Raw genomic sequence first — 22,283 nt, 5'->3', positions numbered from 1 at the left:
GAAGGTCCGGCAGGAACGGGTCCACGGTCCGGGAACGAGTCCACGGTCCGGGAACGAGTCCACGGTCCGGGAACGGCCCTTCAGCGCGCCGGCCCCCCGCGTCGGCGGCGTGAGCCGAACGGCAGGGCCTAGGCGGCCCGTCCGCCCCGGGCGCCCGGAGTCGTCGTCAGGACGACGTTCTGCAGTTCCTCGCCGCGCCGGTAGCGGTTCAGCTGCCGCCGCAGGAAGTCCGCGCTGATCGTGCCGCACGCGTCGGTCGACGCCGCCACGTGCGGGGTGATCAGCGCGCCGGGCAGGTGCCGCAGGGGGTGGTCGAAGGGCAGGGGATCGGGATCGGTGGCGTCGAGGGCGGCCCGCAGCTTGCCTGCCCGTACCCGGCGGACCAGCGCGTCGGTGTCGACGAGGTCCCCGCGGGCGACGTTGACCAGCATCGCCCCGTCCCTCAGCAGCGCCAGGGCGTCCGCGTCGAACATGAGGCGGGTGTCGTCGGTCAGCGGCGCGCACACCACCACCGCCGCAGCCGTGGGCAGCAGCGCGGGCAGCTCCGCCGATCCGTGCACCCGCCCCGCCGGGGTGGTGCGTGCCGTGCGGGCCACCAGGACCGTCTCGCACCGGAACGCGCCGAGCCGGGCGGCGACGACCGCGCTGACGGCGCCGTAGCCGATGACCAGGACGCGTTCGCCGACCAGCGTGGAGCGGAACTCGGGCCGCCCCCTGTCCGCCGCCTGTTCGGCCGTGAACCGGTCGAGGCCCCGGCACAGGGACAGCAGCAGCGTGATCGCCCGTTCGGCGGGGGCGTCGCGGTGCACGCCACGGCCGGTGGCCAGCCGGGTCCCGGCGGGCAGCGCGTCCGCCAGCGGCAGCATGTGGTCGTAGCCGGAGTCGAGGAGCTGGACCACTTCGAGGCCGCGCATCCGCGGCAGTACGGGGCCGAGCAGACGTTCGGCGCCGGTCACGGGCGGTGCCACGAGGAGGCCGACGTCGGCGGGGTCGCCGGGCAGCCTGTCGGTGCCGTCCCAGGTGGCGTACGACAGTCCCTCGGGCAGTCCGGGGATCTGGCCCGGCCGGTAGGGAAGCCAGACGGTCTTGCGGTCCTTCATCGTGCCTCAACTTCTTCCCGCCGCCCAGGGCGACGTGTGACTCGTTCACTCACTGGAATGGACGGATGTGTGACGACCGCTGGTTCATGTGAGCCTACTCACTCATACGTTTGAACCTTCGGCCGACGTCCTGGACGTGGTGCTCTACCGGGCAGGGGGCCTCGCCGACCGGGGCGGCGGCCGTGATGGCCACCGCGGCCACGCACCGGCGGTCCGCCGCGGACGACAGTCGAATGACTGACTGTCCGTGTCCCCGCGGCCGCCCCGCACGTCGTCAAGACGGACAACAGCCCGCAAACCGGCCGGACGTGGTGCCGATCACCGTCATCGCCGGTGCAGCCGGACGGTCAACTTACCTATGTACGTCACCCCGGCAGTGGCCAGAGTGGAGCCTGCGAACATCCGCCGATGGGAAGGACCGACCCGACATGAGCCGCCTCGCGCTGAGCCTGGACATCGAACGCGTGCTGGAGGTCTCCGTCCGGCAGGCGGTCAGGGCGGAGTTCCGGTTCAGCCCCCGGTCTCCTCTGGTCGTCTGCGTGGATCTGCTGGTCGAGGGCGGCCCGAGAGTGCGGTGGCGGATCGGCCGGGATCTCCTCCAGCAGGGCCTGTACTCGGTGAGCGGCCTCGGCGACATCCGGATGTGGCCGTCGCGCCCGGGAGAGCGGGCCACGTCCTGGCTCCAGCTGTGTTCGGGCGACATGGCCGCGCTGTTCGAGCTGCCGGTGGAACCGCTGGCCGCGTGGCTGGAGCGCACCTACGAACTGGTGCCCGCCGGGCAGGAGCTGGCCGGGATCGACTGGGACGTCGCCACCGCCGGCCTGCTTCCCGCCCGCGAGGCCCAGCACGACTGAGAGTCACCGCGTCCGACGGCCGTGCCGGTCCGTGCCCCGAGCTGCCGGCGCGCGTCGCACGGCCGCCGCTCCACCAGCCGGCCCGCCGCCCCCGGTTCGTGCCGCGTGCCGCGTGCCGCGTGCCGTGCGCGCCCGTCACCGGCCCGGAGCACGGGGCGGAGGCGGGCCGCAGGGTGGAGGCGTTCGCGGCGCGGCACGCCGGCCACCCGGGGCTGCCCGGGGTGCTGGCCGCGTTCGGCGCGATGTCCGAGCTGTCCGACGACGAACAGACCGAGGCGGTGGCCAAGGGCGTCCTCCCGTCCTACATCGCCGGCTTCTGGAACGACGAGGAGCGGTACGCCCCCTTCCGGGACGCGGTTCCGGGCCGTTCACATCTCGGGCCTGGACGAGGACGGCGCCCCCGACGTCTTCGACGACCGTGCCGCGCTGAAGGAGCTGGCCGTGCCCGCACTGGTGATCGTGGGACGGCACGACGTGATCTGCGGCCCGCGCTGGGGCCTGGAACTGTACGAACTGATCCCCGGTTCGCGCTTGCTGGTCCTCGAGCACAGCGGGCACATGGGACACGTGGAGGAACCCGGGCTGTTCACGGACGGGGTCCGCCGGTTCGTCCTCGACACCGCCGTCTCCGGGCACGACGCCGCATAGGACCGCTCTCCTCATGTGCGTCGGCTCCGGCCGGGGCCGACGCACATGAACTCCGCGCGGGGTTTCCGGTGACACGGCCTTCAGTCACCACCTTGACGGGTGACGCGAGCGGCTGCCATGATTGCGTCACCTCCTCAACCGGTGACGACATACGCATCAGAGTGCCGGACGGGAGGTGTTTCATACCATTTGACTCGGATGGGGAGCACAGTCATGGCAGTCACCTACACCGCCGTTGTCGACGTCGAGGGGGAAGGCCGCAACGGCGGCTACGTCCTCTCCTCCGACGGTCTGCTGGAGACCAGCCTCGCGATCCCCAAGGAGCTGGGCGGCGCGGGCGGTTCGACCAATCCCGAGCAGCTCCTGGCGGCCGGGTGGGCCGCATGTTTCCTCGGCGCCCTGCGCCGTGCCGCGGCTGAGCGCAAGATCCGGCTGACCAGCACCACCATCACGGCCGAGATCACCCTCACCCACGGCGACGACGGCGAGTTCTCCCTCTCCGCGGTCCTCAACCCCGTCCTCGGCGGCGTCGACCAGGCCACCGCGCAGCAGCTCGCCGAGGCCGCGCACCGGATCTGCCCGTACTCCAAGGCCACCCGCGGCAACTTGCCCGTCACCCTCAACGCCGTCGCCGCCTGACCCGCCCCACCCACGCGGGGTCCGCATCCTCTTCCAGTTCCCGTCGGCCCAGGCCGCTCACCGGTGAGCGAGGACAGCTCATGACGTCCAGGACATACCCAGGTGTACGCATCCGTCGTCGCTCGGCCCTCGGTCGCACCGCCACCGTCGCCGATGAACGCGCCCGAAAGGCTCCGGAGTCCGCGGACACCGAGGCGTGGCCGGACCGGCCCGCCGATGTCCGGGTCCGGGACTGGGCGGAGAGCGTGGTGCTCGGAGGACACGGCCCGTCCGCGTCGAGTTTTCTCTGACGACGAACGGGCCGCATCGAGCCGGGCGGCCCGGATCGGCCGCGGCCACCACGCCGAGGCGTCAGTGGCGGCCGTGACGTGCGAGGGCCGCCTGCACGGCACCGGCCATCGCGCCCTCGCCCGTGGCGTTGGGGTGCACCGGCGCGGCCGGCGTCTCGGGCGCGAACGTCTCGATCCAGCGCTCGCCGGCCGGCTTGCACAGGTCGTGGCCGACGGTCGGCGCGTACGTGTTCACGTACCGCGCTCCGCCCTGCCGCGCCTGACGGGCCAGCATCGCGTTCAGCTCCTTCTCCTTGTCGCGGAGCCAGGCGAAGTCGCCCATGGCGAGCGGCACCGTCCTGCTGGTGCAGCCCACGCCGTCGTCCGGGAAGAGATCGGGGTAGCCGACCACCACGACCTCGGCGTGCGGCGCACGGCGGTGGATGCCGCGCAGCACCTCGGCGACCTTCGGGCCGGTCACCGCGATGGCCTGCGTGATCAGGTCGTCGCCGGAGCCCGCGAAGTGGCTCTGGCACGGGGTGCCCGTCGGGTCGCCCGAGGTGAGCCGGGCGCAGGTGCCCAGCACGGTGGAGAAGCCGATGTCATTGCCACCGATGGTGACGGTGACCAGGTCGGTGCCCCGGTCCAGGGCGTCGAGCTGGGCCGGCACACCATCGGTCTGCGGGGCCGTCATGTCGGCGGTGGTGGCCCCGGAGCAGGTGACGTCCGTCAGCGAGGCGGACCGTGAACGCGCCACGAGCGAGGCGTAGTTCTGGTCGGAGCGCAGACAGGCCGGATCCACCTGGGTGGGAACGAGCGGCGCGGAGGCGTACGAGTCGCCGAGGGCGACGTAGTCCACCGCGTGCCGGCTCGCCGTGGTCGTGCTTGCCGCCGCCGAGCCGGCCGGGGCGAGGGCCGCTCCGGTGCAGAGCAGTGCGGCACCCACCGTGAGCGCGCGTCCGGCGCGGGAGGCGGGGAGGAGTCTTCTCAAGATGTGTCCTTCCGTGATCGAGGTCTCGATGCCTCCGCCCGGAGCACGCGGCACGCGGCACGCGGCACGCGGCACGCGGCACGCGGCACGCGGCACGCGGCACGCGGCACGCGGCACGCGGCACCAACGATGACGGACGGAGGGTCTCACCCTTCACACGTATCCGGAACCGGGAATGGGCCCGCGACTGCGGTAACGAATCGGTCACCTCGTCCGGTGGCCCGCCCCCCGAGATTGTCGGCCACCGGCTGCGGCGCCGCGGCCCGCGCGACGCCGAGGTGGCCGACGCCGTGGTCAACGCCCTGGGACGGCTGGGTGGTCCGGGCGCACGCCTTGCCCCGGACGTACCGGCAGGAGGAGATGCGCGCCGGGTGGCGGAAGAGGCCGGGGCGGCCCGGGCCCGCGCGGCACCGGCAAGCGACCGGACCGGGGCGTCGAGACCTGCCGCGGCGCCCGGCGCGGCGAGACCCCGCCCGGCTGCGGCAGCCCGCCCGTGCCCGTCGGAACCCGGGAGGCGCGGCTACTGCCTGCCCGCAGGGCAGGAGGGGCCCGCGGGCGGGCCGAGGAGGTGAGCGGGCGAGCGGGGGCCGTACGCGCGACTGTCCGGGCCCACGAGGACCTGGGCGTGGACGAACTCGTGCTCAACCCGGCCGTGGACGACGTCGATCAGGTGGCCCACCCGGCGGACATGGTCCTGTAGGTGTCCGCCGCCCGTCGTCCTGCTGCTCCCTGCTGGCTGGAGGCAACACCTTCACTCGCCCCCGTGGTGGACCGTGTCACACACCCGCGGCCGGCCACGGGGAGCCGTCGCGCGGGAAGGGCGTGGTGGGTCAGTCCTCCGCCTCCGACGAGGTGAGGGTGTACATGACGGAACGCTGCTGCTTGTGACGCTGGATGCGTCCCTTGGCCACCAAGGACTCCAAGGTGTTCCGCACCACCTGCGGTGTCGGGTTGCGGTCCGGGTGCTTCTCCAGCAGCTCGTCGCGGAGCTCCTTCGCCAGACGCGGCCCGTCGTGCCGGCCGAGCAGCTCCAGCAGCAGGTCACCGAGCAGGGGCCGGCGCGACTTCCCCTTCGCACCGGCCGCCGCACGGTCGTCCGCCGTGGCGGTCCCGGCCGAGCCCGAGCGCCGCGCACTGTCCGCGCCGGCCCGCTTCGCCTTCGTGACGACGGGCTCGTCCTGCGACTGCTCGGGCAGCCGGGACGGGTCCGCGAAGCCCTCGTACCGCTGGGCGAGGTTCAGGATGTCCGTCAGCAGGGCCTCCTCCTGCTGCAACACCGTCATCTCCTGCGTCAGTTCCCGCTGTCGGCGGCGGTTCTCCTCCAGGTCCGACGCGGCTTGATCGACCAAGCGCGACCGGAGGGTGGCGGTTGACTGGCTGGTCACAACCGTTTCACTCCCTCGATATGGATCTCGCTGCGCATGGTACCCACGGTGTGGGCCCTGTGCAGATAAGTGTCGACGCCAGACGGTACGCCGGGCATGTTCACCCTTCACAATAAGCGTCGATGTGCCGCCGAGTGCGCGGGGAGTGACCACCTTTTGTGGCCGTTCGCGCCTGCGCGAACGACTGCCGCGATCGTTTCCCCTCACACAGACTGCCCGGTAAGTGTGCCGCCGAACCGTGGGGCGACGGTCGCGCCCCGCTGCGTCAGGTGTGGCTGACGGCGCGCTCGCGGGCCGTGGGCGCGGACGGCACCCTCCTCGACGATCACCCGGTCGGTGTTGCCGCCGGTCACCGAGTGAACGTCGCTTCCGGCGCGGACGACGGCGCCGTCGCTCAGGATGTCGGGCATGGTCGTGCGGCTCCTCCCGTCGCCGGTCGGAACCCGAGGCGGTCACGACCCTGCCACCGGGCTTCCGATGACGCATCCTCATAGTGTCACGTGTGAGCTGGAAGTAAATATGTATGTGCTGTGAGACCACGGGGTCTCGCATCCGCATGCGAGGACCGTCTCCGGACGTCTCCCTGCCGGCCTGTCCATCGTCCTCAGCCCGGCCTGCCGGAGCTGGTCCAGGGACCGCAGCGCCATGGGTGCGGGTGCCGATCCAGGGGCGACGGCCGTGCGGTGCCGGCGACGGTGGGCGCACATCATCACATGTATCTTGCTCTTCACAAGAACAGGTGTGGTGTCCGACAGCTCACACCTCGGGTGAGGTCAAGGCGGCTCGGCGGGTAGTGACTTACCCCTCACGCGTCGCCCTCGTTCAGGATTCGTAAAGGGCGGGCATCCGTGGCGTGGATATTGAAATGCCTGCTCAGACGGGTTGTGGCGGGTCGTGCCGGGCGACGACACCTCACATGTGTCCGCCGGTCGAGCAGACGGCACCCCCGGCGACACACATACGGCAGTTTTCTGGCACTCGAAAACACCTACAGTGCCAGTGCGGGGGTTACATCCGGCCCCCGGTCGCCGCATGACTGAGAACCAGGATGGTTCAGAACACTATGGCTACGCCCCTCACGGCTGCGTCCCGGTCCGAACTGCTCGGCACGATCATGAGGGAACACCGGGACGGTCTCGTCTCGTACGCCGAGAAGATGCTGGGCGATCACGGGCTCGCCGAGGACATCGTGCAGGAGACCGTCATCCGGGCCTGGCGCAACATCGACCGACTGCTCGGCATGGAGGGCTCCGTGCGAGGCTGGCTCTTCACCGTCACCCGGCACCTGGTCATCGACTGGGTGCGCAAACCCCACGCCCGCAAGGAGGCCGTCGGGGGCACCTACAACGACCCCGTCTCCGGCACCGACGGCACCGAGGCGGTGCACGACGCCCTGGTGACCAGACCGCTGCTGCGCCGGCTCTCGCCCGAACACCGCGCGGTCCTGGTCCACCTGTACCTGTGCGACCGCAGCATCAAGGAGACCGCCGGCATCCTCGGAGTGCCGGCGGGCACCGTCAAGAGCCGCCAGCACAACGCGCTGCGCAAGCTGCGCGCGGTCGCCCGGCCCGAGGCCGCCTGAGCCCCGGCGTCCGGCTCCGGACGCCGGGCCGCGGCCCTCAGCGGGGCGTGACGCACATCTCCAGGGCCGAGGTGAGCTGTCGGCGGAACTCCTCGCCCCGTGGGGAGTGACCGAGCGCGTCGGCCAGTTCCGGCAGCAGGTGCTGCTCCGCCACGATCCACTCGGCGGCGTCCGCCCGGCCGGTGAACCGCCGCGGGACGACGCCCGCCCGCGGCGGCGGCAGCACCACGCTGCCGCGGTGGGGGGCCAGGAGAGCCGTCGCCGCCTCGGCGCTGTGCAGATAGTGCTCGACCATGCGCGCCAGCGCTTCGGACCGTACGGCCGGCGGGTCCAGGACCCGGCTCAGCTCGACCGCGTAGGCGCGCAGCAGGTCGTGGCAGGTGTACCGGCCGGCGACCAGCTCGACGAGCAGGTGGTGGTCCGTCAGCTCGGCCAGGTCCTGCCGGGTCCGGCGCGGGTCGGTGCCGGCCAGGCTGGCGGCGGCCGGCACGGTGAGGTCCCGCGACGGGTGCAGGCCGAGCAGCCGGAACAGCCGCGCGGCGCCGTCGCTCAGGGAGGCGTACGAGCGGTGGAAGACGTCACGGGCGTCGGTGCGGGCGTCCCGGCTGGCGAGGACGTCGAGACGGTCGGCGGGGTCCTGGAGCGCGGCCGTGAGCGAGGACAGGGGGAGGCGGGGCCGCGTGAGCGCGCGGGCGGCGGCGACCGCCAGGGCCAGCGGCAGCCCTCCGCACAGCTCCACGAGCTCCTCGGCGGCGGTGTGCTCGGCACGGGTGCGGTCAGTGCCCAGCCGCCGGTCGAGCAGTTCCCGTCCCTCCTCGCGGGTCATGGGCTCCAGGGTGATGAGCCGGGCGCCGTCGGTCACGGCCAGCCCCTCCAGCCGTCGTCGGCTGGTCACCACCGCCAGGCAGCCCGGGGCCGCCGGCAGCAGCGGCCGTACCTGCTCGCAGTCGGCCGCGTCGTCCAGGACGATCAGCAGCCGGCGCCCGGCCAGGGCATCGCGGTAGGCGGAGCCCGGACCGGCGGCCGCCGGGTGCGCACGGCCGTTCTCCGGCTGCAGGACGTCGAGGACCTCGGCGATCGCCGCCTCCGGAGCGAGCGGCGGCTGCGACGGGTGGTGGCCCCGCAGGTCGACGTAGACCTGGCCGTCGGGGAAGTGGTCGGCGGCCATGTGGGCCCAGTGGACGGCCAGCGTGGTCTTCCCGATGCCCGCCATGCCGCTCAGGACGGCGGTCGTCGTGGGCGGCCGGCACTCTCCCTCCAGCGGGAGCAGTTCCAGGCACTGGCTCAGGTAGGGCAGCCGGCCGGCGAAGGACGCGCAGTCCGCGGGGAGCCGGGCCGGGCCGCCGGCCCCCACCGGCGGCCGCGGCTGCGGGTGCGGGGCGCCGGTGACCTTGCGCTGGAGCAGACGCTGCCGGACGGCGCGTAGTTCGGGCCCGGGTTCGACGCCGAGTTCCTCGGCCAGCCCCCGGCGGATGCCCTCGAACTGCTCCAGTGCCTGCGCCTGCCGGCCGGTGGCGGCCAGCGCGGCGATGATCCGGCAGTGCAGGGCCTCGTCGAACGGGTGGCACTCCACGGCGCGCCGGAGCGCCGCGAGGGCCTCCTCGACCAGGGTGGGCTCCGCGGTGAGGACCGCGTCGGCAGCCTCCTTCACCGTCGCGACGTACTCGTGCCCGACCGAGGTGAACACCGGATGCCGGGCGACGTGCGTGCCGGCCGCGACCACGGGGCCGCGCCACAGCCGCAGCGCCGCCATGAAGTCCTGCGCGGCCTGGGCCGGCGCACCGCCCTGGAGCGCGAGCTGCGCCCGTGCCCGCAGCTCACGGAAGCACAGCAGGTCGGAGGTGGAGGTGTCGGCCAGCAGCCGGTACCCGTCCGTGGCGCGTACCAGGTGTACCGCCTGTGATCTGCTGCGCAGGTCCGGTTCCAGCGTCCTGCGGAGCGCGCCGATGTGCCGGTGCACCACATTGGCGGCGCTGGGCGGCGGTTCGTCGTCCCAGAGGATGTCCACCGCCTCGCTCAGCGGGAGCGGGCCGGGGGCGCGCAACAGCAGCAGGGCGAGCAGGGTCATCCGCTTCGGTGGTCCCAGATCCATCTCGGTGTCCCCGCGCAGCGCGCGCACGGTGCCGAGGATCGAGTAGCGCACTGTCGCGTCCATCTCGCGGCCGGCCTCACCATTTCTCGTGTCGTGCCCGTCGGTCGTGTCTCCGGTCGGTTTCCCTCGTGACATGTGTGTCTGTCGTTCCGGGGAGTCGTCCGCTCCGGGGAGTCGTCCGCTCCGGGCAGAGGGAGATGCATGTCTGCATCGAGAGATTTTCGGACATGTCGCGGCTCCTGCGACAGCAGGACACACCGTATTGGGGGAAGGTGTGCGAGGACGGGTGTGCGAAGAAGGTGCACGGTCTGCACGAGGTGTGCACATGCCCGGTATCGTCTGAGGGGTCGGGGAGCGGTCGGAGATCGGTGAGGGAGTCAGAAGGTGCTTCTTTGACAGGCGACACGTGTGCCGAAATGCCGAGACGGTGCCGTCACGGGGCGTCCCGCTGGTGAGAGGAGGAGTTCCTTGTACGTGCTGGTTCCCGACGACCCCGTGTTCTTCGCGAAGTTCCAGAGCCTCGAAGAGCCGCTGCTCCGCCGTCTGTACCAGCTCCACAGCGCCGGTGTGGACTGCGACGACGGGCGGATCATCGCGGATGCCTACGACAGTTGGGTGCAGATCCTGCTGAAGCTGCCGCTGTGGTCCGAGTGGCACCCGGCGGGCGGACCGGCCGGCCCCGCGCGGGGCGAGGGGGCCGGACACGTGCTGCTGAGCGAGGGCGGCGCCCCGTTGACGAGCCTGCACCCGATCGAGGTGACGGCGGCCGACCTGGGGCACCTGACGGCCTGCCTCGAACTGTTCGCCGGGTACGACCGGGCCCCTCTCGTGCGGCCGGGCCGGCCGCGCACCGAGGGGTGCGCCGACGCCGCGTGGGTCGAGGAGCGGACCGGGCCGCCGGAGCGGGAGGGACCGCTCACCGATGTCTTCCGCCGGGTCCTGGAGGTACTGCTGCTGCCTGCGCCCCGGCGGCTGCTGGCCGAGCTGAGACACCTCGCGCTCCGGGCCACGGCGGGCTCCGTCACCCTGCGGCGGGAGCAGGAGAGGGAGTACCGGCGCTACTGCGAGGACATCGTGACCATCCTCAGCGCGGGCGACGACTTCGCGTACCGCAGTCACCGGGCCCTGTACTTCTGAGCGACGGCCCATGCTCTTCTCTCCCCTCCGGGCCACATCGTCGAACGCCGTGAACCTTTCGCCCCAGCCGCCACGTTCACCATGCGGAGGCCCCGCGGTGGTGCACGCGGACAGCGGGGCCGGAACGGGCTTGCGAAGTCCGGTCACCTCGGGTGGCCGGGCCGGGGCCCTTCCCGCGCCGGCGGTCCGAGTCCCCCCTCGTGGGCCGCCGGCGTGCTCCCCTGTGACCGGCTGCGGACTCGCGGCCGGGTCCCCGGCGTGTCGCTCACGGTGTGCCGGAACCCCGCCGGGACGCGGCCGTCCCACGGCACGGTCGAGGGCTTCCCGCGCGACACGTGCCGCGGCGACGCGGCCCGACCGGGGCCTCCGTCAGCTCGCGGCGCCCGCCGCCGCGGTCTTCTTGCGGGCCCGGTAGGCGGCGGCCTTGTACTTGTTGCCGCAGGACTCCATGCCGCACCACTGGCGCCGCATGCCCCGGGACCGGTCGATGTAGACCCGTGTGCACTCGGGGTTGCCGCACTCCTTCAGCAGGGGCACGTCCGGGCCGCTGAGCAGCTCGACCGCCTGCCGGGCGACGGTGGCCAGGGCCTGCGCGGGCGTCGCCTCGATGTGCCGGCCCGCGGGGGTGAGCTGGGGCGTCACGGGAAGCTCGCGCGCGGCGCCGTTGAGCACGGCGAGCGCCTCCCGGTCGAACTCCTCGCCGAGCCGGCGGTCGGTGATCAGCCGGTAGACGGCCTCGCGCACGGTGACCGCCGCCCGGACGTCGTCCTCCTCGCCGGGAGTGATCGTGTCCACGAGCCCGGACTCCAGGTACCAGGCGTTGAGCCGGTCCGGGGCCACGAACATCTCGAAGCGGGTCGAGCGCCGGGCCCGCAGGGTGGCCGCGAAGTCGAGCGCCGGGTGTCCGCAGACGAAGACATGGTTGAGGTTCACGTCACTATTCTGACAGGTGACAGTGAGGGGAGGCAACAACTCGTCACCGTTCTGGACGGTGCCCGTGGTGAGGGGTCCGCCCGGCGCCCGCGGCCGGGGTGGAAGTCGTTCGCGTCGGTTCCGTCCTCGAAGTGCGAGGGAGAGCCGGACGACCGGCTCCGCGCCATATGTTCATGCCACGACGGCAGGGGATCATATGTTTCTCACTGACGGCACATCAGCTCGTCACAGGGGCGACACCCCGTCCACCCTCGGTGGGCGTCTGCTCGTCGGCGCCACCGGCTCGGCGTGTCGGCGCCGGCAGGAAACCCGTGCGGGTGAACTGGTGCACATGCCGTTCGAAGACCTCCTCGTCCATCGCACGCAGCGCGACGCCGTGCGCCCGTGCCGCACCGCGCGCGGCGTCGCCGTCGAAGCGCAGGGCGGCGCTCGAGGTGCCGACCATCTCCGGGGCCATGACCGCGAGCAGCGGGAACGCCGCGTTGCGGGGGTCCTTCTCGACGGTCGCGGTCCATTCGCCGAGCGTCACCGGAGTCAGCCCGTAGCCCAGGCCGGCCAGCCAGCCGGCCAGCCGGGTCAGGGGAACCTCCGTTCCGTGGGCGAGATGGAACGCCGGGGCACGTGACGGCGCGAGGGAGAGGGCGACGATCGCGGCACTGACGTAGTCGACGGGAACCAGGTCGAAGCCGATGCCCGCGTCGGCCGGGTAACAGCCGGCCTCGAGGCAGCCCTTGAGGAGCAGCCACAGGAAGTCGGCCGGCTGGCAGATCCCCGTACGGCTGTCACCGCTGATCCGGGTGGGGCGGTGCACCGTCACGGGCAGCCCCCGCAGGCGGGCCTGGTGGACCAGGCTCTCGGCCGCCCACTTGCTCTGCGCGTACCCGTGGCGCAGCCCGTCCACGGGCGGCAGGGGCTCCTCCGCCGACACGGCGCGGCCCAGGAGGCGCGGACCGGAGAACACACCCACGGTGGAGACGTGGTGCACGGGAACGGCACGGTGACGCGCGGCCAGCCGCAGCACCTCCTCGGTGCCGGACACGTTCACCGCCGCGAGTTCGGCGTACGGCAGGGCCAGGTTGACCGACGCCCCGCAGTGGTACACGGCGTCGACCTGCCCGGCCAGGGCGTCGTACCGCGCCGGGCCGAGACCCAGCCCGGGGCGGGCGAGATCCCCGGCGACGGCGGCGGTACGGACCCCGTCGACGGCGTCCCGCACGCCGTACCGGTCGGCCGCCTCCAGCAGCCGGCGCCGCGCGTGGCCGTCGTCCCGGGCACGGACCAGGCAGTGGACGGTGGCGTCGGTACGCCGCAGCAACTCCCGCAGGACGTAGGCACCGAGAAAACCGGTGGCGCCGGTCAGCAGGACGTGCGCGGGCCCGGCGGCCGTCGGCGCGGCGGGGGCGGGGACGATGTCCTCGGCCAGCCGCGGTTCGGCCACCGTGCTCGTGGTCGCGGCCGGGTGCCGGGCGTCGGCGGTGGCGCCGGGGGTGGCGCCGGCGCCGGCGTCGACCAGCTTCGCCAGGCCCGCGACGGTCGGCGCACCGTAGACCGCGTCGAGCCCCAGCCGCACTCCGCACTCCTCCCGCAGCCGCAGCATCAGCCGCGCGCCCAGCAGGGACTCGCCGCCCAGCCGGAAGAAGTCGTCGTCCGGTCCGATCGTGGCGGCGTCCCGGCCGAGGAGGTCCGCCCACAGGGCGGTGACCCGGCGCACGGTCGCACCGGCGGCGGGGGGCGCCGCGACCGGCGACGCGGTCACCGGCCGGGGGGACCGGCGGGCCAGGGCGGCCCGGTCGGTCTTGCCGCTCGCCGTGAGCGGGAAGGCGGTGACCGCCTCGACCCGGCCGGGCACCGAGACAGCGGGCAGCCGGGCCCGCAACGCCTCGCGCACGGCCGCGGGGGTGACCTCCGCGCCCGCGGCGGGCAGGTAGTACGCGGCCAGCGCGGTCTCGGCGGAGGTGTCCCCGGGCACGGCGACGACCACCGCGTCGGCCACCCCCGGAAGCCGCCTCAGAGCCGACTCGGCCTCCCGCGGCTCCACCCGGTGACCGCGGATCTTCACCTGGTCGTCGGCGCGTCCCAGGAAGTCGACGGTGCCGTCCGGGAGCAGCCGCCCGATGTCGCCGGTGCGGTAGAGCCGCTGCCCGTCCGGGCCGGTGACGAACCCGCCGGGCAGCGCCGCCGCATGTCCGACATACCCCTGTGCCAGGGGCGCCCCGGCGACACATATCTCGCCGGGCACACCGATCGGCTGCGGGTTCAGCGCCCCGTCGCGTACGTCGACCCGGGCGCCGTCGATCGGGCGGCCCAGGCTAGGCCGGTCCGGCCAGGCGGCCGGGTCGCCGGCCAGCCGCAGCGACGTGACGACGTGGGTCTCGGTGGGACCGTACTGGTTCTGCAGCTCGGCCCCGGTCAGCTCGCCGAACATCCGCCGCAGGGCCGGGGTGACGTGCAGCTGCTCACCGGAGGTGAGGACCTCCCGCAGCGAGTCGAGCCGCTCGCCCTCGGCGCAGGCGTGCTCGGCCAGTTGCCGCAGGGCGACGAACGGCAGTACCAGGCGCTCCACGTGCTGCGCGCGGATCAGGGCCAGCAGCCGCAGCGGGTCCCGGCGGGCGGTCTCGTCGGCGATCACGAGGGTGCCGCCCGCGGCCCAGGTGGAGAACAGCTCCTGGAAGGCGACGTCGAAGGTGAGCGGCGCGAAGTGCAGCGTGCGGGGCGCGGCGGGGCCCCTCGCGTCGCGGCGCTGCCAGTCGGTCAGGTTGGCCAGACCCCGGTGGGTCATGGCGACGCCCTTGGGGCGGCCCGTCGAACCGGAGGTGTACAGGACGTAGGCCGGTGCGTCGGCGGAGACCGGCGGCGCCACCGCCCCGGCCGTGGGCGGCAGTTCCCCGGGGACGAGCACCGTCAGGTCGGGATGCGCGGTGCGCAGCGCCTCGGCGTGGGCGGCGTCGGCGAGGACGGCACGGGCTCCGGCGTCCCGCAGGACGAACGCCGTCCGCTCGGCGGGCTGTGACGTGTCCAGCGGCAGACAGGCGGCCCCGGCACGCAGGATGCCGAGGACGGCGGACGGGTGCTCCAGGGAGCGGTCCGCGCACAGCCCGACGGGCTGCCCGGTGTGCCCGAGCGCGGTCAGGGCGGCGGCGATCCGGTCGGCGCGGGCGTCCAGGTCCCGGTAGGTCAGCGTACGGGTGCCGTGGACGACCGCGGGCCGCCGCGGGGTGCGGGCCGCGTGCGGGCCGACGGCGAGGTGGGCCAGGGGCGGTGGCGCGGGCGGACGCGGCCCGGTGGCCCAGGCGGCGGTACGGGCGCGCTCGTGGGCCGGCATCGTCCGGAGCGCGGTGAGCGCGGTGTCGGGCCGGGCGACCGCGTCGGCGAGCAGAGCGGCGAACCGGTCGCCGAGGAGCCGGGCCGTCTCCTCGTCGTACAGGTCGTCGGCGTACTCCAGGAAGCCGCGGTAGCCGTCGCCGTCGCAGACCAGGTTCAGGAACACGTCGAACTTGGACCGGCCGCCGTGCCGGTACCGGCGCTCGGAGGTGACACCGGGCAGGTCCAGTCCGTCACCCACCTCGTCGTCGAGGGTGAACACCACCTGGAAGAGCGGGAACCGGCCCAGGACGCGTTCGGTGGCGAACTCCCGCACCAGGTGTCCGTAGGGGATGTGGCGGTGCCGCACGGCGTCCCAGACGGTCGCCTTCGTCGCGGCGACCAGCTCGCGGAAGGTCTCCCCCGCGCCGATGCGCTGCCGCAGCGGCATGACGTCGGTGAGGCAGCCCAGCAGCGACTTGACCTCGGTGCCGGTACGGCGGGAGACGGGGGTGCCGAGGACCAGGTCGTCCTGGCCGGACAACCGGCTCAGCAGCGCGGTCAGCGCGGAGAGCAGGACCACGAAGGGCGTGGCGCGCTCCGCACGGGCCAGCCGGCGCAGCGCGGTGCCGGTCGCGCCGTCGACGTCGAAGCGGACCTCGCCGCCGAGGTGGCTCGGCCGCGCGGGACGCGGCCGGTCCCCGGGGAAGGCCGACTCGGCGGGCGCGTCGGTGAGGACCGTGCGCCAGTACGCCAGGTGCTCGGCGGAGCGCACCGCGTCGTCGTCGCGCTGGCGCAGCGCGTACGGCCCGAACTGCAGGGGCAGTTCGGGCAGGCGGGGCGGCCGGCCCGCCACGGCCGCGCGGTACCCCTCGCCGATCTGCTCGTCCAGCAGCCGGGCGCTCCAGCCGTCCATCACCGCGTGGTGCACGGCGAGCGCGAGCACCGCCTCGTCGTCGGCGATCCGCAGCAGCGTGGCACGGAGCAGGGGCGGCCGGTCCAGCGGCACGGGCCGGGTGACGGCCCGCAGTACGGCCGCGTCCAGCTCCCCGGGCGTCACCCACCGCTCCTCGACCGGGACCGGCCCGGGCGGCAGCACCGTCTGCACGGGTCTGCCGTCCACGGTGTGCAGTCTGCTGCGCAGGGCTTCCTGGTGGGCCACGAGTGCGGTGAGCGCCGCCTCGACGGCGTAGGTCTCGACGGGGCCGCGCAGGTGGTGGATCCAGGACTCCAGGTAGCGGGAGTGGTCCAGCGCCCGGCCCGCGCCGTCGGGTCCCGCCGCTTCGTGGAACTGGTCCTGGAGCCAGATCGACTCCTGCTCGAAGGACATGGGGTAGGTCGCGGGCGCGGCCGGTTCCTGCGGTGTCACGGGGCTGCTCCTGGGGTCGGTTGCCGGGTCGCCGCCCGGGTCAGCGCGGCACGGTCGGGTTTGCCCTGGCTGGTGTACGGGAGCGTGGCGAGGACGAACACGCGCGCAGGGACCATGGGGGCGGGCAGCCGCCGGGCCAGCGCGGCCCGCAGCGCGGCCGGCTCCGGCGCCGGTCCGTGGGCCGGGTCGGGGGTGCAGAAGAGGGCCGTCGTGGTGTACGTGCCGTCCGGCCCGGCCACGGGTACGGCGGCGCAGTCCCGCACCCCCGGCACCTCCCGGGCGTGCGCCTCGACGTCTCCGGGCTCCAGCCGGTGACCGGCGACCTTGACCTGCAGGTCCCTGCGGCCCCGGTAGTGCAGTACCCCGTCGTGGTCCAGCGAGCCGAGGTCACCCGTGCGGTAGACGCGGGTGCCGACGCCGTCCACGGGCAGTGTCACGAAGGCCGCTGCCGTGGCGTCCGGGTCGCCGAGGTAGCCCAGCGCCAGGCCCTCGCCGGTGACACATATCTCGCCGGTCGCGCCCGTCGGCACCGGTCGGTCGCCGTCGAGCACCAGCACGCGCGTCCGTGGCACCGGGCGGCCGACGGGGATACCGGCGGGCAGGTCGCAGTCGTCCGGTCGGACGCGGTGCGTGGTGGCGAAGACGCAGCTCTCCACGGGGCCGTAGCCGTTGACGAGGCTGGTGCCGGGGTGGGCGGCGAGGAACGCCCGCACGTGCCGGACGGAGAGCCGCTCGCCTCCGGTGAGGACCTGGGCGACACCGGTGAAACAGCCGGGGTCCTCGTCGACGAACAGGTTGAACAGGGAGGCCGTCAGCCACACGGTGTCCACCCCGTGGCGCGCGACGAGGGCGCGCAGGGTCCGGGGCATGGGGTAGTCGGTCTCGGCGATGACCGTCGTACCGCCGGTCGTCAGCATGGACCAGACCTCCAGCGCGAACGCGTCCCAGGAGGCCGGGGCGGCCTGGAGCATGACGCGGCCGGGTCCGAAGGAGGCGAAACCGCCGCTGCCGAACAGCCGGGTGGTGGCCCGGTGCGGGGACAGCACGCCCTTGGGGACGCCGGTGGTCCCGGAGGTGAAGAAGACCATCGCGGGAGCCGCACCGTCCGGCGGTGCGGGTCCCGGTCCCGGTTCCGGCACCGGCGCGGGCGCGGGCGCGGGCGTGTCGCCGCCGAGGGGTGGGAGCGGTGCGGTCAGCGGCGGGGGACGCCACCGGGTGACGCCGGGGACGGACGGGCCGTCACCGATCACCACCGGGGACGCCGTCGCCGACATCAGACGGGCCAGGCGTTCCTCGGGCCACCGCGGATCGAGGGCGGCATAGGCCGCCCCGCACCTGAGCACCGCGAGCAGAGCGGTCACCAGTTCGGGCGAGCGCGGCAGCAGGACGGGGACGACGGTGCCGGGGCCGGCGCCGAGTGCGGCCAGGGTGTCCGCCCAGGCGCGGGCGCGCAGGTCGAGTCCGCGGTAACTGAGGCGGGTGTGCGCGCCGACGACGGCGGCCGCGCCGGGACGCAGTTCCGCCTGCCGCGCGACGGCCTCGTGGATGAGCCGGGACGCCACCGGGCCGGACGGGCCGTACGTCACCGGTCCGCTCCCGGGCCCATGGCCCGCACCCGCGCCACGAAGTCCCGGAGGGTGTCGCAGGCGAAGACCGTCTCGGGCGGCACTTCGTACCCGGTGATCCGCTCGACGCGGGCGCAGATGCGCATGGCCTGCAACGACGTGCCGCCGAAGTCGTAGAAACCGGACTCCGGGGACACGTGGTCGACTCCGAGTATCTCGGCCCACACAGAAGCTATCTCACTCTCCACGCGAGACACGTTAGAGCACCCGGCACACCTGCGGTGCGGCCTTGTGAGGAAGGCCGCGAGACATGTATCACTGAACCGGAGGGCCGGACGAACCGTAGGTGTCGATCTCGTACATGCCCGCTCCGTCGAGGTACCGCAAGGTGTTCAGGTCCCGTCTGAGGACCGCCTCGACGGGATGACGCAGGCTCAGTACGACCGGGTACTGAAGGTCCCAGGTCGTGGCCACGATCCGGGCACCCGGCCGGACCAGGACGGTCACCGCCCGCACACTCTCCAGCCGCCGTACCTCCTCCAGTGCACGGTAGGCGACCAGCCGGCCGGATGCGGGCGCGACCATCGCCGCCCAGGCCACCGCGGCCCGGCGCCGGTAGGGAGTCGCGGCGCGGGCGTGGAAGCGCTCCGGCCGGACGTAGGCGTCGACGGCCCGCTCCAGCTGCCCCTCCCCGATGGCGTCCGCCACGAGGTACGGCAGCCCGGACGGCCGCGCCCCGGCCTCCACCAGACGGGGCCCGTCCGGCGTCAGTTTGATCTCCAGGTGGGCCGGGCCGTGACGGATGCCGAGCGCGTCCAGCACCTGGAAGGCATGGCCGGTCAGTTCGCCGACGGCCACGTCGTGGTACCGGAGCAGGACCTGGGCGACGACCAGGTCCCGTACGCCGTTGGCCGTGATCCGGTCGGTGCTCCACACGTCGGTGACGGTGTGCACACCGTCCCGGCTGACGGTGTTCACGACGTACTCGGCGCCGACGAGGTACTCCTGGGCGACGACGTCGGTGACCGGTTCGCCCAGTGCGGACGTGGTGCCCCGCAGGGCGGCGAGTGCCGCGGCGGAGTCCTCGGGGGTGTCGCAGAACGTCACGCCGTGGCCGAGGGCGCCGCGCGGGGGCTTGACGACGACGGCGCGGCCCAGCTCCGCGTGCCAGGCCCGCAGCTCGGCCTCGTCATCGGTGCGCAGCTGCCGCATCGCCGGGACGCCCGCCGCCCGGACGCACTCGATCTGCAGGTACTTGTCGCGGCGGGCCGCGCTGAGCTCCGTCCCGTTGGACGGCAGCCCCAGCCTCTCGGACAGTGCGTCGGCGAGCTCCACCCCCGACTCCCGGCCGGGCAGCACGGCGCGGGGACGCAGTGCCGCCAGTTCACCGGCCAGGACGTCGAGCCGTGGCTCGTGGCGCAGCGTGCGGCTGAACCGCGCCGGGTCCACGGGAGCGACACCCGGCAGCAGCTCCGGGGTGCTCGGCACGTGGATCACCGCACCGCCCGCCGCGGCGAAGGCGTCCACGTAACGGTGCGAGGTACCGAAGGCGTCGACGACGGCGACGTGGAAGTCAGGCATACGGTGCTGCCTCCTTTCTTTCCTCTCCCGGTTCAGTCGGTGCCGGCGGCGACGGCCGAGGAGACGAGGCGCCGCGCGGTCAGCAACCGGTGCACGGCGTTGGTGAGGACGTTGTGCGCGTCGAAGCCCGAGGTGCCCGGGTCGTCCGAGCCGAGGACGTCCCGTTCGCCGGGCTGGTCGAGGAGGGTCCGGCGGGTCGGCCGCACCCCCGCCGGGAAGGCCCCCGGCAGCGTCTTCCTCGTGACGTTGAGATGCACCATCCGGAAGTCCGTGAACTTGTCGAGGACCGCGAGCAGAGCACCGGCCGCGCGCTCGTCCGGCTTCAGCCGGCCGTCGACGACCGCCGTGACCACGTTGTCGCCCTTTCGGGACCTCTCGCGCCACTCGGTGACCAACGGCCGTGACCAGGCCGGGAAATAGGGCAGGGAGTGGTCGAGGAAGACCTCGTACTGGGGAGTCGGCGCCAGCAGCACCAGCTCCAGCAACTGCACGCTGGGCATGAAGGCACCGCTGGCTCCGCGCGGGCCGCCCGGATGACCCATGTGATACGGACGGAACGCCTGGAACGCCTCGGCGGGCAGCCTGCCGTACTGCGCCATGCACAGCCGGAACTCGTCCAGGCACCGGAGCGCTTCCTCGAGGCAGACGGCCGGGTCCTCGGAGTCCGGCTCCAGCACCAGCGAGCGCAGCCGGTCGAAGGCGGTCCACACGGACGGCTCCGCCAACCGGTGACCGAGGTAGAAGTCGCGTTCCAGCAGGCCGAGCGCTCCTTCGGTGAAGACACGTATGTCGCCGGTGCGCTCCCACTCCGCGCAGTTGACGTCGATGAGCAGTTCGTAGCTCATGTGCGCGTCCAGCGCGGGGTACCGGGCGCACCGGTCGGTGACGGCGGCCAGCAGCGGACGGGGGAATGCCGCCGGTCCGGCGGGGAGGTACCCGTTCAGCATGAAGAGCAGGTCCAGTTGGACCAGGTGAGCCGCGGCCGGGTCGTCGGTGAGGAAGGTGTCCTCGCCCGGTCCGCACTCACGCAGGAGGCCACACTGTTTCGCCGCCAGTTCGGCGTAGGTGACCTGCCCTCGGGAGACGGCTGTCAGGTCTGCGGGTAACCGTTCGATCACGTAGGACGCGAGCGGTGACCGCGACGGGGGTCGCGTCGCGCGTGCGGCGGCACGGGGGGAACGGTGCGGCGGATTGTCCGGACGGGAGAACAGGTCCTGTACGTTCACTATCGCTCCAGTGCTCGGTGCGGTCGACGGCACGCCGACCCGGTGAACCGGTCACCGCACGGTCGAGTCCCGCCGAGCCCTCCACCGAGGCAACGAGACGGCGGGGCCCGCAGGTTCACTGGTCTTCGAGACGCGCGACGGCGACAGCGGTACGGCGGGGAGTCAGGTGCGCGCGTCCACCGGCGCCCCAGCGCTCCGGTGCCCCAGCGCTCCGGTGCTCCGGTGCTCCGGTGTTCGGTGCGGTCCACGGCACGCCGGGCCCGTGCGCCGCCCGCCGGCCCGTGCGCCGCTCACCGCACGGCCGGCTCCCGCCGAGCCGTCCGCTCAGCGGGACGTCACGCGAACACCTCCAGCGCGCCGGTCTCGGTGTCGTAGCTGCGCAGGGTGGTGAGCAGGGCCGACGGCGGCGGCGCCGGCAGCAGACCGGCGACCCGGCACCCGGCGAAGGCACCCGCCCGCCGGGAACGGCCGAGGGTGATGTGCGGCTTCCAGCGCGCAGGGTCATGGAGCGGGTTGAGGGTCCCGGGCGGACTGTCCGAAACCACCGCGTCCCACACTCGCCCGTGCAGGCCGGCCAGGGCGTAGTCCGGATCCAGCGCCCAGGCCAGCACCGAGGACGGCCGCTCGAAGCGGACCACGCCGGTGAACCGCACCCGCAGCGGCAGGGCGGCCGCCACCCCGGCGAGCTCCCAGCGGATCGGAGCGGTCAGCTCCGGGCAGGCCGCCAGGGTGAGGTGCGGGCTGTTGGTCGGTGAGCGGTGGCGCGCCTGGCTGGGCAGTCCCGCGTCCGCGAGCCGCCGCCAGGCGTCCCGGACCGCGAGGTCGGCCGCCCCGTCCAGCAACAGCTCGATCGTGCGCACCGGCGCAGCCTACCGGCGGCGTCCCCGGCCGGCCCGGCGGGGTCCCGGTCAATCAGCCGTTGAGCAGTGCTTGATCCGCCTCGGACGGGCGGCGCGGACGCGGCGCAGTGGGAGCGGGTGCGTCGGGCGGCGGGGGTGCTGCGCGGGCAGCTGAAGCGGCCGGGCGGTTTCCACCGGCGCGGGCGGCGGGGATCGCCGAGCGCATCAAGGTGAGCACGGCCGCGCGGGACCGGCTCGCCCGGCCGGCGGCCGAGCGCGGAACGACCATCCGCAGCCTGGTCGGGGATCTCGCGCAGAGCACGCCCACCCAGGCCGAGCACGCCGAGCGGGCCCGGCCAAGGAGCCGCGGTTCATCCGTATCCAGGCGTTCGACACCGACGCCGCGGTCACCGCCACCGAACTTTGCCCTTCGGGCACTCCTGAGCCACCGTCCACGCCATCCACGCCGCCCGGCCCTCGGCCGCCCATCCCAGCGGCCGGTTCCTGCTCACTCTGACGCCGAAGGCGTACGCGGGCACCGGCGTCCAGGCCGTCCACCCAGGCCAGTGACGGTCAGCGCCGCGGTGCGGGCAGCCCGCCCGCGTGGACGGTGCCGCCCGCCCCGCCGCCCGCCCCGCCGCCACCGCCTACGTCACGGTCATCCCCCTCGCCGCCCTGCCTAGTAGTGCTTGGTCAGGTTGGTTTTGGTGTTGCGTGTCCTGCTGGCCCGGTATGGCGTTGAGAGTGTGTGACTCCGGACGAGATTGCTTTGG

The 22,283-nt window shown here is 73.6% G+C and carries 18 protein-coding genes; 6 read left to right on the top strand and 12 right to left on the bottom strand.

Annotated elements, in window-relative coordinates; translation table 11 throughout:
* Positions 1-128: 128 nt before the first annotated feature.
* Complete coding sequence (locus ACIP67_RS30480) at positions 129-1,100, bottom strand: NAD(P)-dependent oxidoreductase (RefSeq protein ID WP_401696113.1); 972 nt, start codon at positions 1,098-1,100, stop codon at positions 129-131.
* Positions 1,101-1,528: 428 nt separating this feature from the next.
* Here ACIP67_RS30480 and ACIP67_RS30475 point away from each other — a divergent pair, with 428 nt between their 5' ends.
* From ACIP67_RS30475 to ACIP67_RS30465, 3 genes are all read left to right on the top strand, one after another.
* Entirely contained in the window at positions 1,529-1,954 is a 426-nt protein-coding gene (locus ACIP67_RS30475; protein WP_401696112.1) for an SsgA family sporulation/cell division regulator, read from the top strand.
* A 441-nt stretch (positions 1,955-2,395) separates the two neighbouring features.
* Entirely contained in the window at positions 2,396-2,602 is a 207-nt protein-coding gene (locus tag ACIP67_RS30470; RefSeq protein ID WP_401696111.1) for an alpha/beta fold hydrolase, read from the top strand.
* Between the two features lie 213 nt (positions 2,603-2,815).
* Entirely contained in the window at positions 2,816-3,241 is a 426-nt protein-coding gene (locus ACIP67_RS30465; protein ID WP_401696110.1) for an organic hydroperoxide resistance protein, read from the top strand.
* Between the two features lie 351 nt (positions 3,242-3,592).
* Here the strand turns inward: ACIP67_RS30465 and ACIP67_RS30460 are convergent, their stop codons facing one another.
* The gene (locus ACIP67_RS30460) at positions 3,593-4,501 is read right to left on the bottom strand and encodes an SGNH/GDSL hydrolase family protein (RefSeq protein WP_401696109.1); all 909 of its coding nucleotides are present in this window, start codon (positions 4,499-4,501) and stop codon (positions 3,593-3,595) included.
* A 568-nt stretch (positions 4,502-5,069) separates the two neighbouring features.
* On the opposite strand from ACIP67_RS30460, the gene ACIP67_RS30455 reads away from it, so the two are divergent.
* Complete coding sequence (locus tag ACIP67_RS30455; RefSeq protein ID WP_401696108.1) at positions 5,070-5,201, top strand: hypothetical protein; 132 nt, start codon at positions 5,070-5,072, stop codon at positions 5,199-5,201.
* Positions 5,202-5,331: 130 nt separating this feature from the next.
* Here ACIP67_RS30455 and ACIP67_RS30450 read toward each other — a convergent pair whose 3' ends face one another.
* Together ACIP67_RS30450 and ACIP67_RS30445 are read right to left on the bottom strand one after the other, a co-directional pair.
* Positions 5,332-5,886, bottom strand: coding sequence for a hypothetical protein (locus tag ACIP67_RS30450; protein ID WP_401696107.1), 555 nt, complete (start codon positions 5,884-5,886; stop codon positions 5,332-5,334).
* A 203-nt stretch (positions 5,887-6,089) separates the two neighbouring features.
* Positions 6,090-6,296, bottom strand: coding sequence for a hypothetical protein (locus ACIP67_RS30445; RefSeq protein WP_401696106.1), 207 nt, complete (start codon positions 6,294-6,296; stop codon positions 6,090-6,092).
* A gap of 653 nt (positions 6,297-6,949) precedes the next feature.
* Between ACIP67_RS30445 and ACIP67_RS30440 the strand changes: the two genes are divergently transcribed.
* The gene (locus tag ACIP67_RS30440) at positions 6,950-7,468 is read left to right on the top strand and encodes a sigma-70 family RNA polymerase sigma factor (RefSeq protein ID WP_401696105.1); all 519 of its coding nucleotides are present in this window, start codon (positions 6,950-6,952) and stop codon (positions 7,466-7,468) included.
* A gap of 37 nt (positions 7,469-7,505) precedes the next feature.
* Here ACIP67_RS30440 and ACIP67_RS30435 read toward each other — a convergent pair whose 3' ends face one another.
* Positions 7,506-9,623, bottom strand: a complete 2,118-nt coding sequence (locus tag ACIP67_RS30435; protein ID WP_401696104.1) for a BTAD domain-containing putative transcriptional regulator — start codon at positions 9,621-9,623, stop codon at positions 7,506-7,508.
* 411 nt (positions 9,624-10,034) lie between these two features.
* On the opposite strand from ACIP67_RS30435, the gene ACIP67_RS30430 reads away from it, so the two are divergent.
* A complete protein-coding gene (locus ACIP67_RS30430; RefSeq protein ID WP_401696103.1) occupies positions 10,035-10,697 on the top strand; it encodes a hypothetical protein in 663 nt (220 codons plus the stop codon).
* A gap of 369 nt (positions 10,698-11,066) precedes the next feature.
* On the opposite strand, the gene ACIP67_RS30425 is transcribed toward ACIP67_RS30430, so the two are convergent.
* The 7 genes from ACIP67_RS30425 to ACIP67_RS30395 all read right to left on the bottom strand — a co-directional run bounded on the left by ACIP67_RS30425 (position 11,067) and on the right by ACIP67_RS30395 (position 21,531).
* Complete coding sequence (locus ACIP67_RS30425) at positions 11,067-11,630, bottom strand: CGNR zinc finger domain-containing protein (protein WP_401696102.1); 564 nt, start codon at positions 11,628-11,630, stop codon at positions 11,067-11,069.
* 217 nt (positions 11,631-11,847) lie between these two features.
* Entirely contained in the window at positions 11,848-16,299 is a 4,452-nt protein-coding gene (locus tag ACIP67_RS30420; protein WP_401696101.1) for an amino acid adenylation domain-containing protein, read from the bottom strand.
* Complete coding sequence (locus ACIP67_RS30415) at positions 16,296-17,885, bottom strand: amino acid adenylation domain-containing protein (RefSeq protein ID WP_401696100.1); 1,590 nt, start codon at positions 17,883-17,885, stop codon at positions 16,296-16,298. Before ACIP67_RS30415 ends, ACIP67_RS30420 begins: the two co-directional genes overlap by 4 nt.
* Complete coding sequence (locus ACIP67_RS30410) at positions 17,882-18,112, bottom strand: acyl carrier protein (RefSeq protein ID WP_401696099.1); 231 nt, start codon at positions 18,110-18,112, stop codon at positions 17,882-17,884. The genes ACIP67_RS30415 and ACIP67_RS30410 overlap by 4 nt, the downstream gene beginning before the upstream one ends.
* A gap of 67 nt (positions 18,113-18,179) precedes the next feature.
* Complete coding sequence (locus ACIP67_RS30405) at positions 18,180-19,445, bottom strand: ATP-grasp domain-containing protein (RefSeq protein WP_401696098.1); 1,266 nt, start codon at positions 19,443-19,445, stop codon at positions 18,180-18,182.
* Between the two features lie 32 nt (positions 19,446-19,477).
* On the bottom strand, positions 19,478-20,563 hold the full coding sequence (locus ACIP67_RS30400; RefSeq protein ID WP_401696097.1) for a hypothetical protein: 1,086 nt from the start codon (positions 20,561-20,563) through the stop codon (positions 19,478-19,480).
* A 443-nt stretch (positions 20,564-21,006) separates the two neighbouring features.
* Positions 21,007-21,531: a 2'-5' RNA ligase family protein gene (locus ACIP67_RS30395; RefSeq protein ID WP_401696096.1), complete on the bottom strand. Its 525-nt coding sequence runs from the start codon at positions 21,529-21,531 to the stop codon at positions 21,007-21,009.
* Positions 21,532-22,283 lie beyond the last annotated feature (752 nt).

This window comes from Streptomyces sp. NPDC088812 (assembly GCF_044750285.1).
Classification (GTDB): Bacteria; Actinomycetota; Actinomycetes; order Streptomycetales; family Streptomycetaceae; genus Streptomyces.
The sequence above is the reverse complement of the archived record's forward strand: the minus strand, read 5'-3'. Positions and strand labels throughout refer to the sequence as shown.

What these genes read in the sequence shown, in the direction of transcription:
- ACIP67_RS30480 (WP_401696113.1), bottom strand. Translation starts at nt 1,100, where the DNA reads ATGAAGGACCGCAAGACCGTCTGGCTTCCCTACCGGCCGGGCCAGATC.
- ACIP67_RS30475 (WP_401696112.1), top strand. Translation starts at nt 1,529, where the DNA reads ATGAGCCGCCTCGCGCTGAGCCTGGACATCGAACGCGTGCTGGAGGTC.
- ACIP67_RS30465 (WP_401696110.1), top strand. Translation starts at nt 2,816, where the DNA reads ATGGCAGTCACCTACACCGCCGTTGTCGACGTCGAGGGGGAAGGCCGC.
- ACIP67_RS30445 (WP_401696106.1), bottom strand. Translation starts at nt 6,296, where the DNA reads ATGCCCGACATCCTGAGCGACGGCGCCGTCGTCCGCGCCGGAAGCGAC.
- ACIP67_RS30440 (WP_401696105.1), top strand. Translation starts at nt 6,950, where the DNA reads ATGGCTACGCCCCTCACGGCTGCGTCCCGGTCCGAACTGCTCGGCACG.
- ACIP67_RS30435 (WP_401696104.1), bottom strand. Translation starts at nt 9,623, where the DNA reads ATGGACGCGACAGTGCGCTACTCGATCCTCGGCACCGTGCGCGCGCTG.
- ACIP67_RS30405 (WP_401696098.1), bottom strand. Translation starts at nt 19,445, where the DNA reads ATGCCTGACTTCCACGTCGCCGTCGTCGACGCCTTCGGTACCTCGCAC.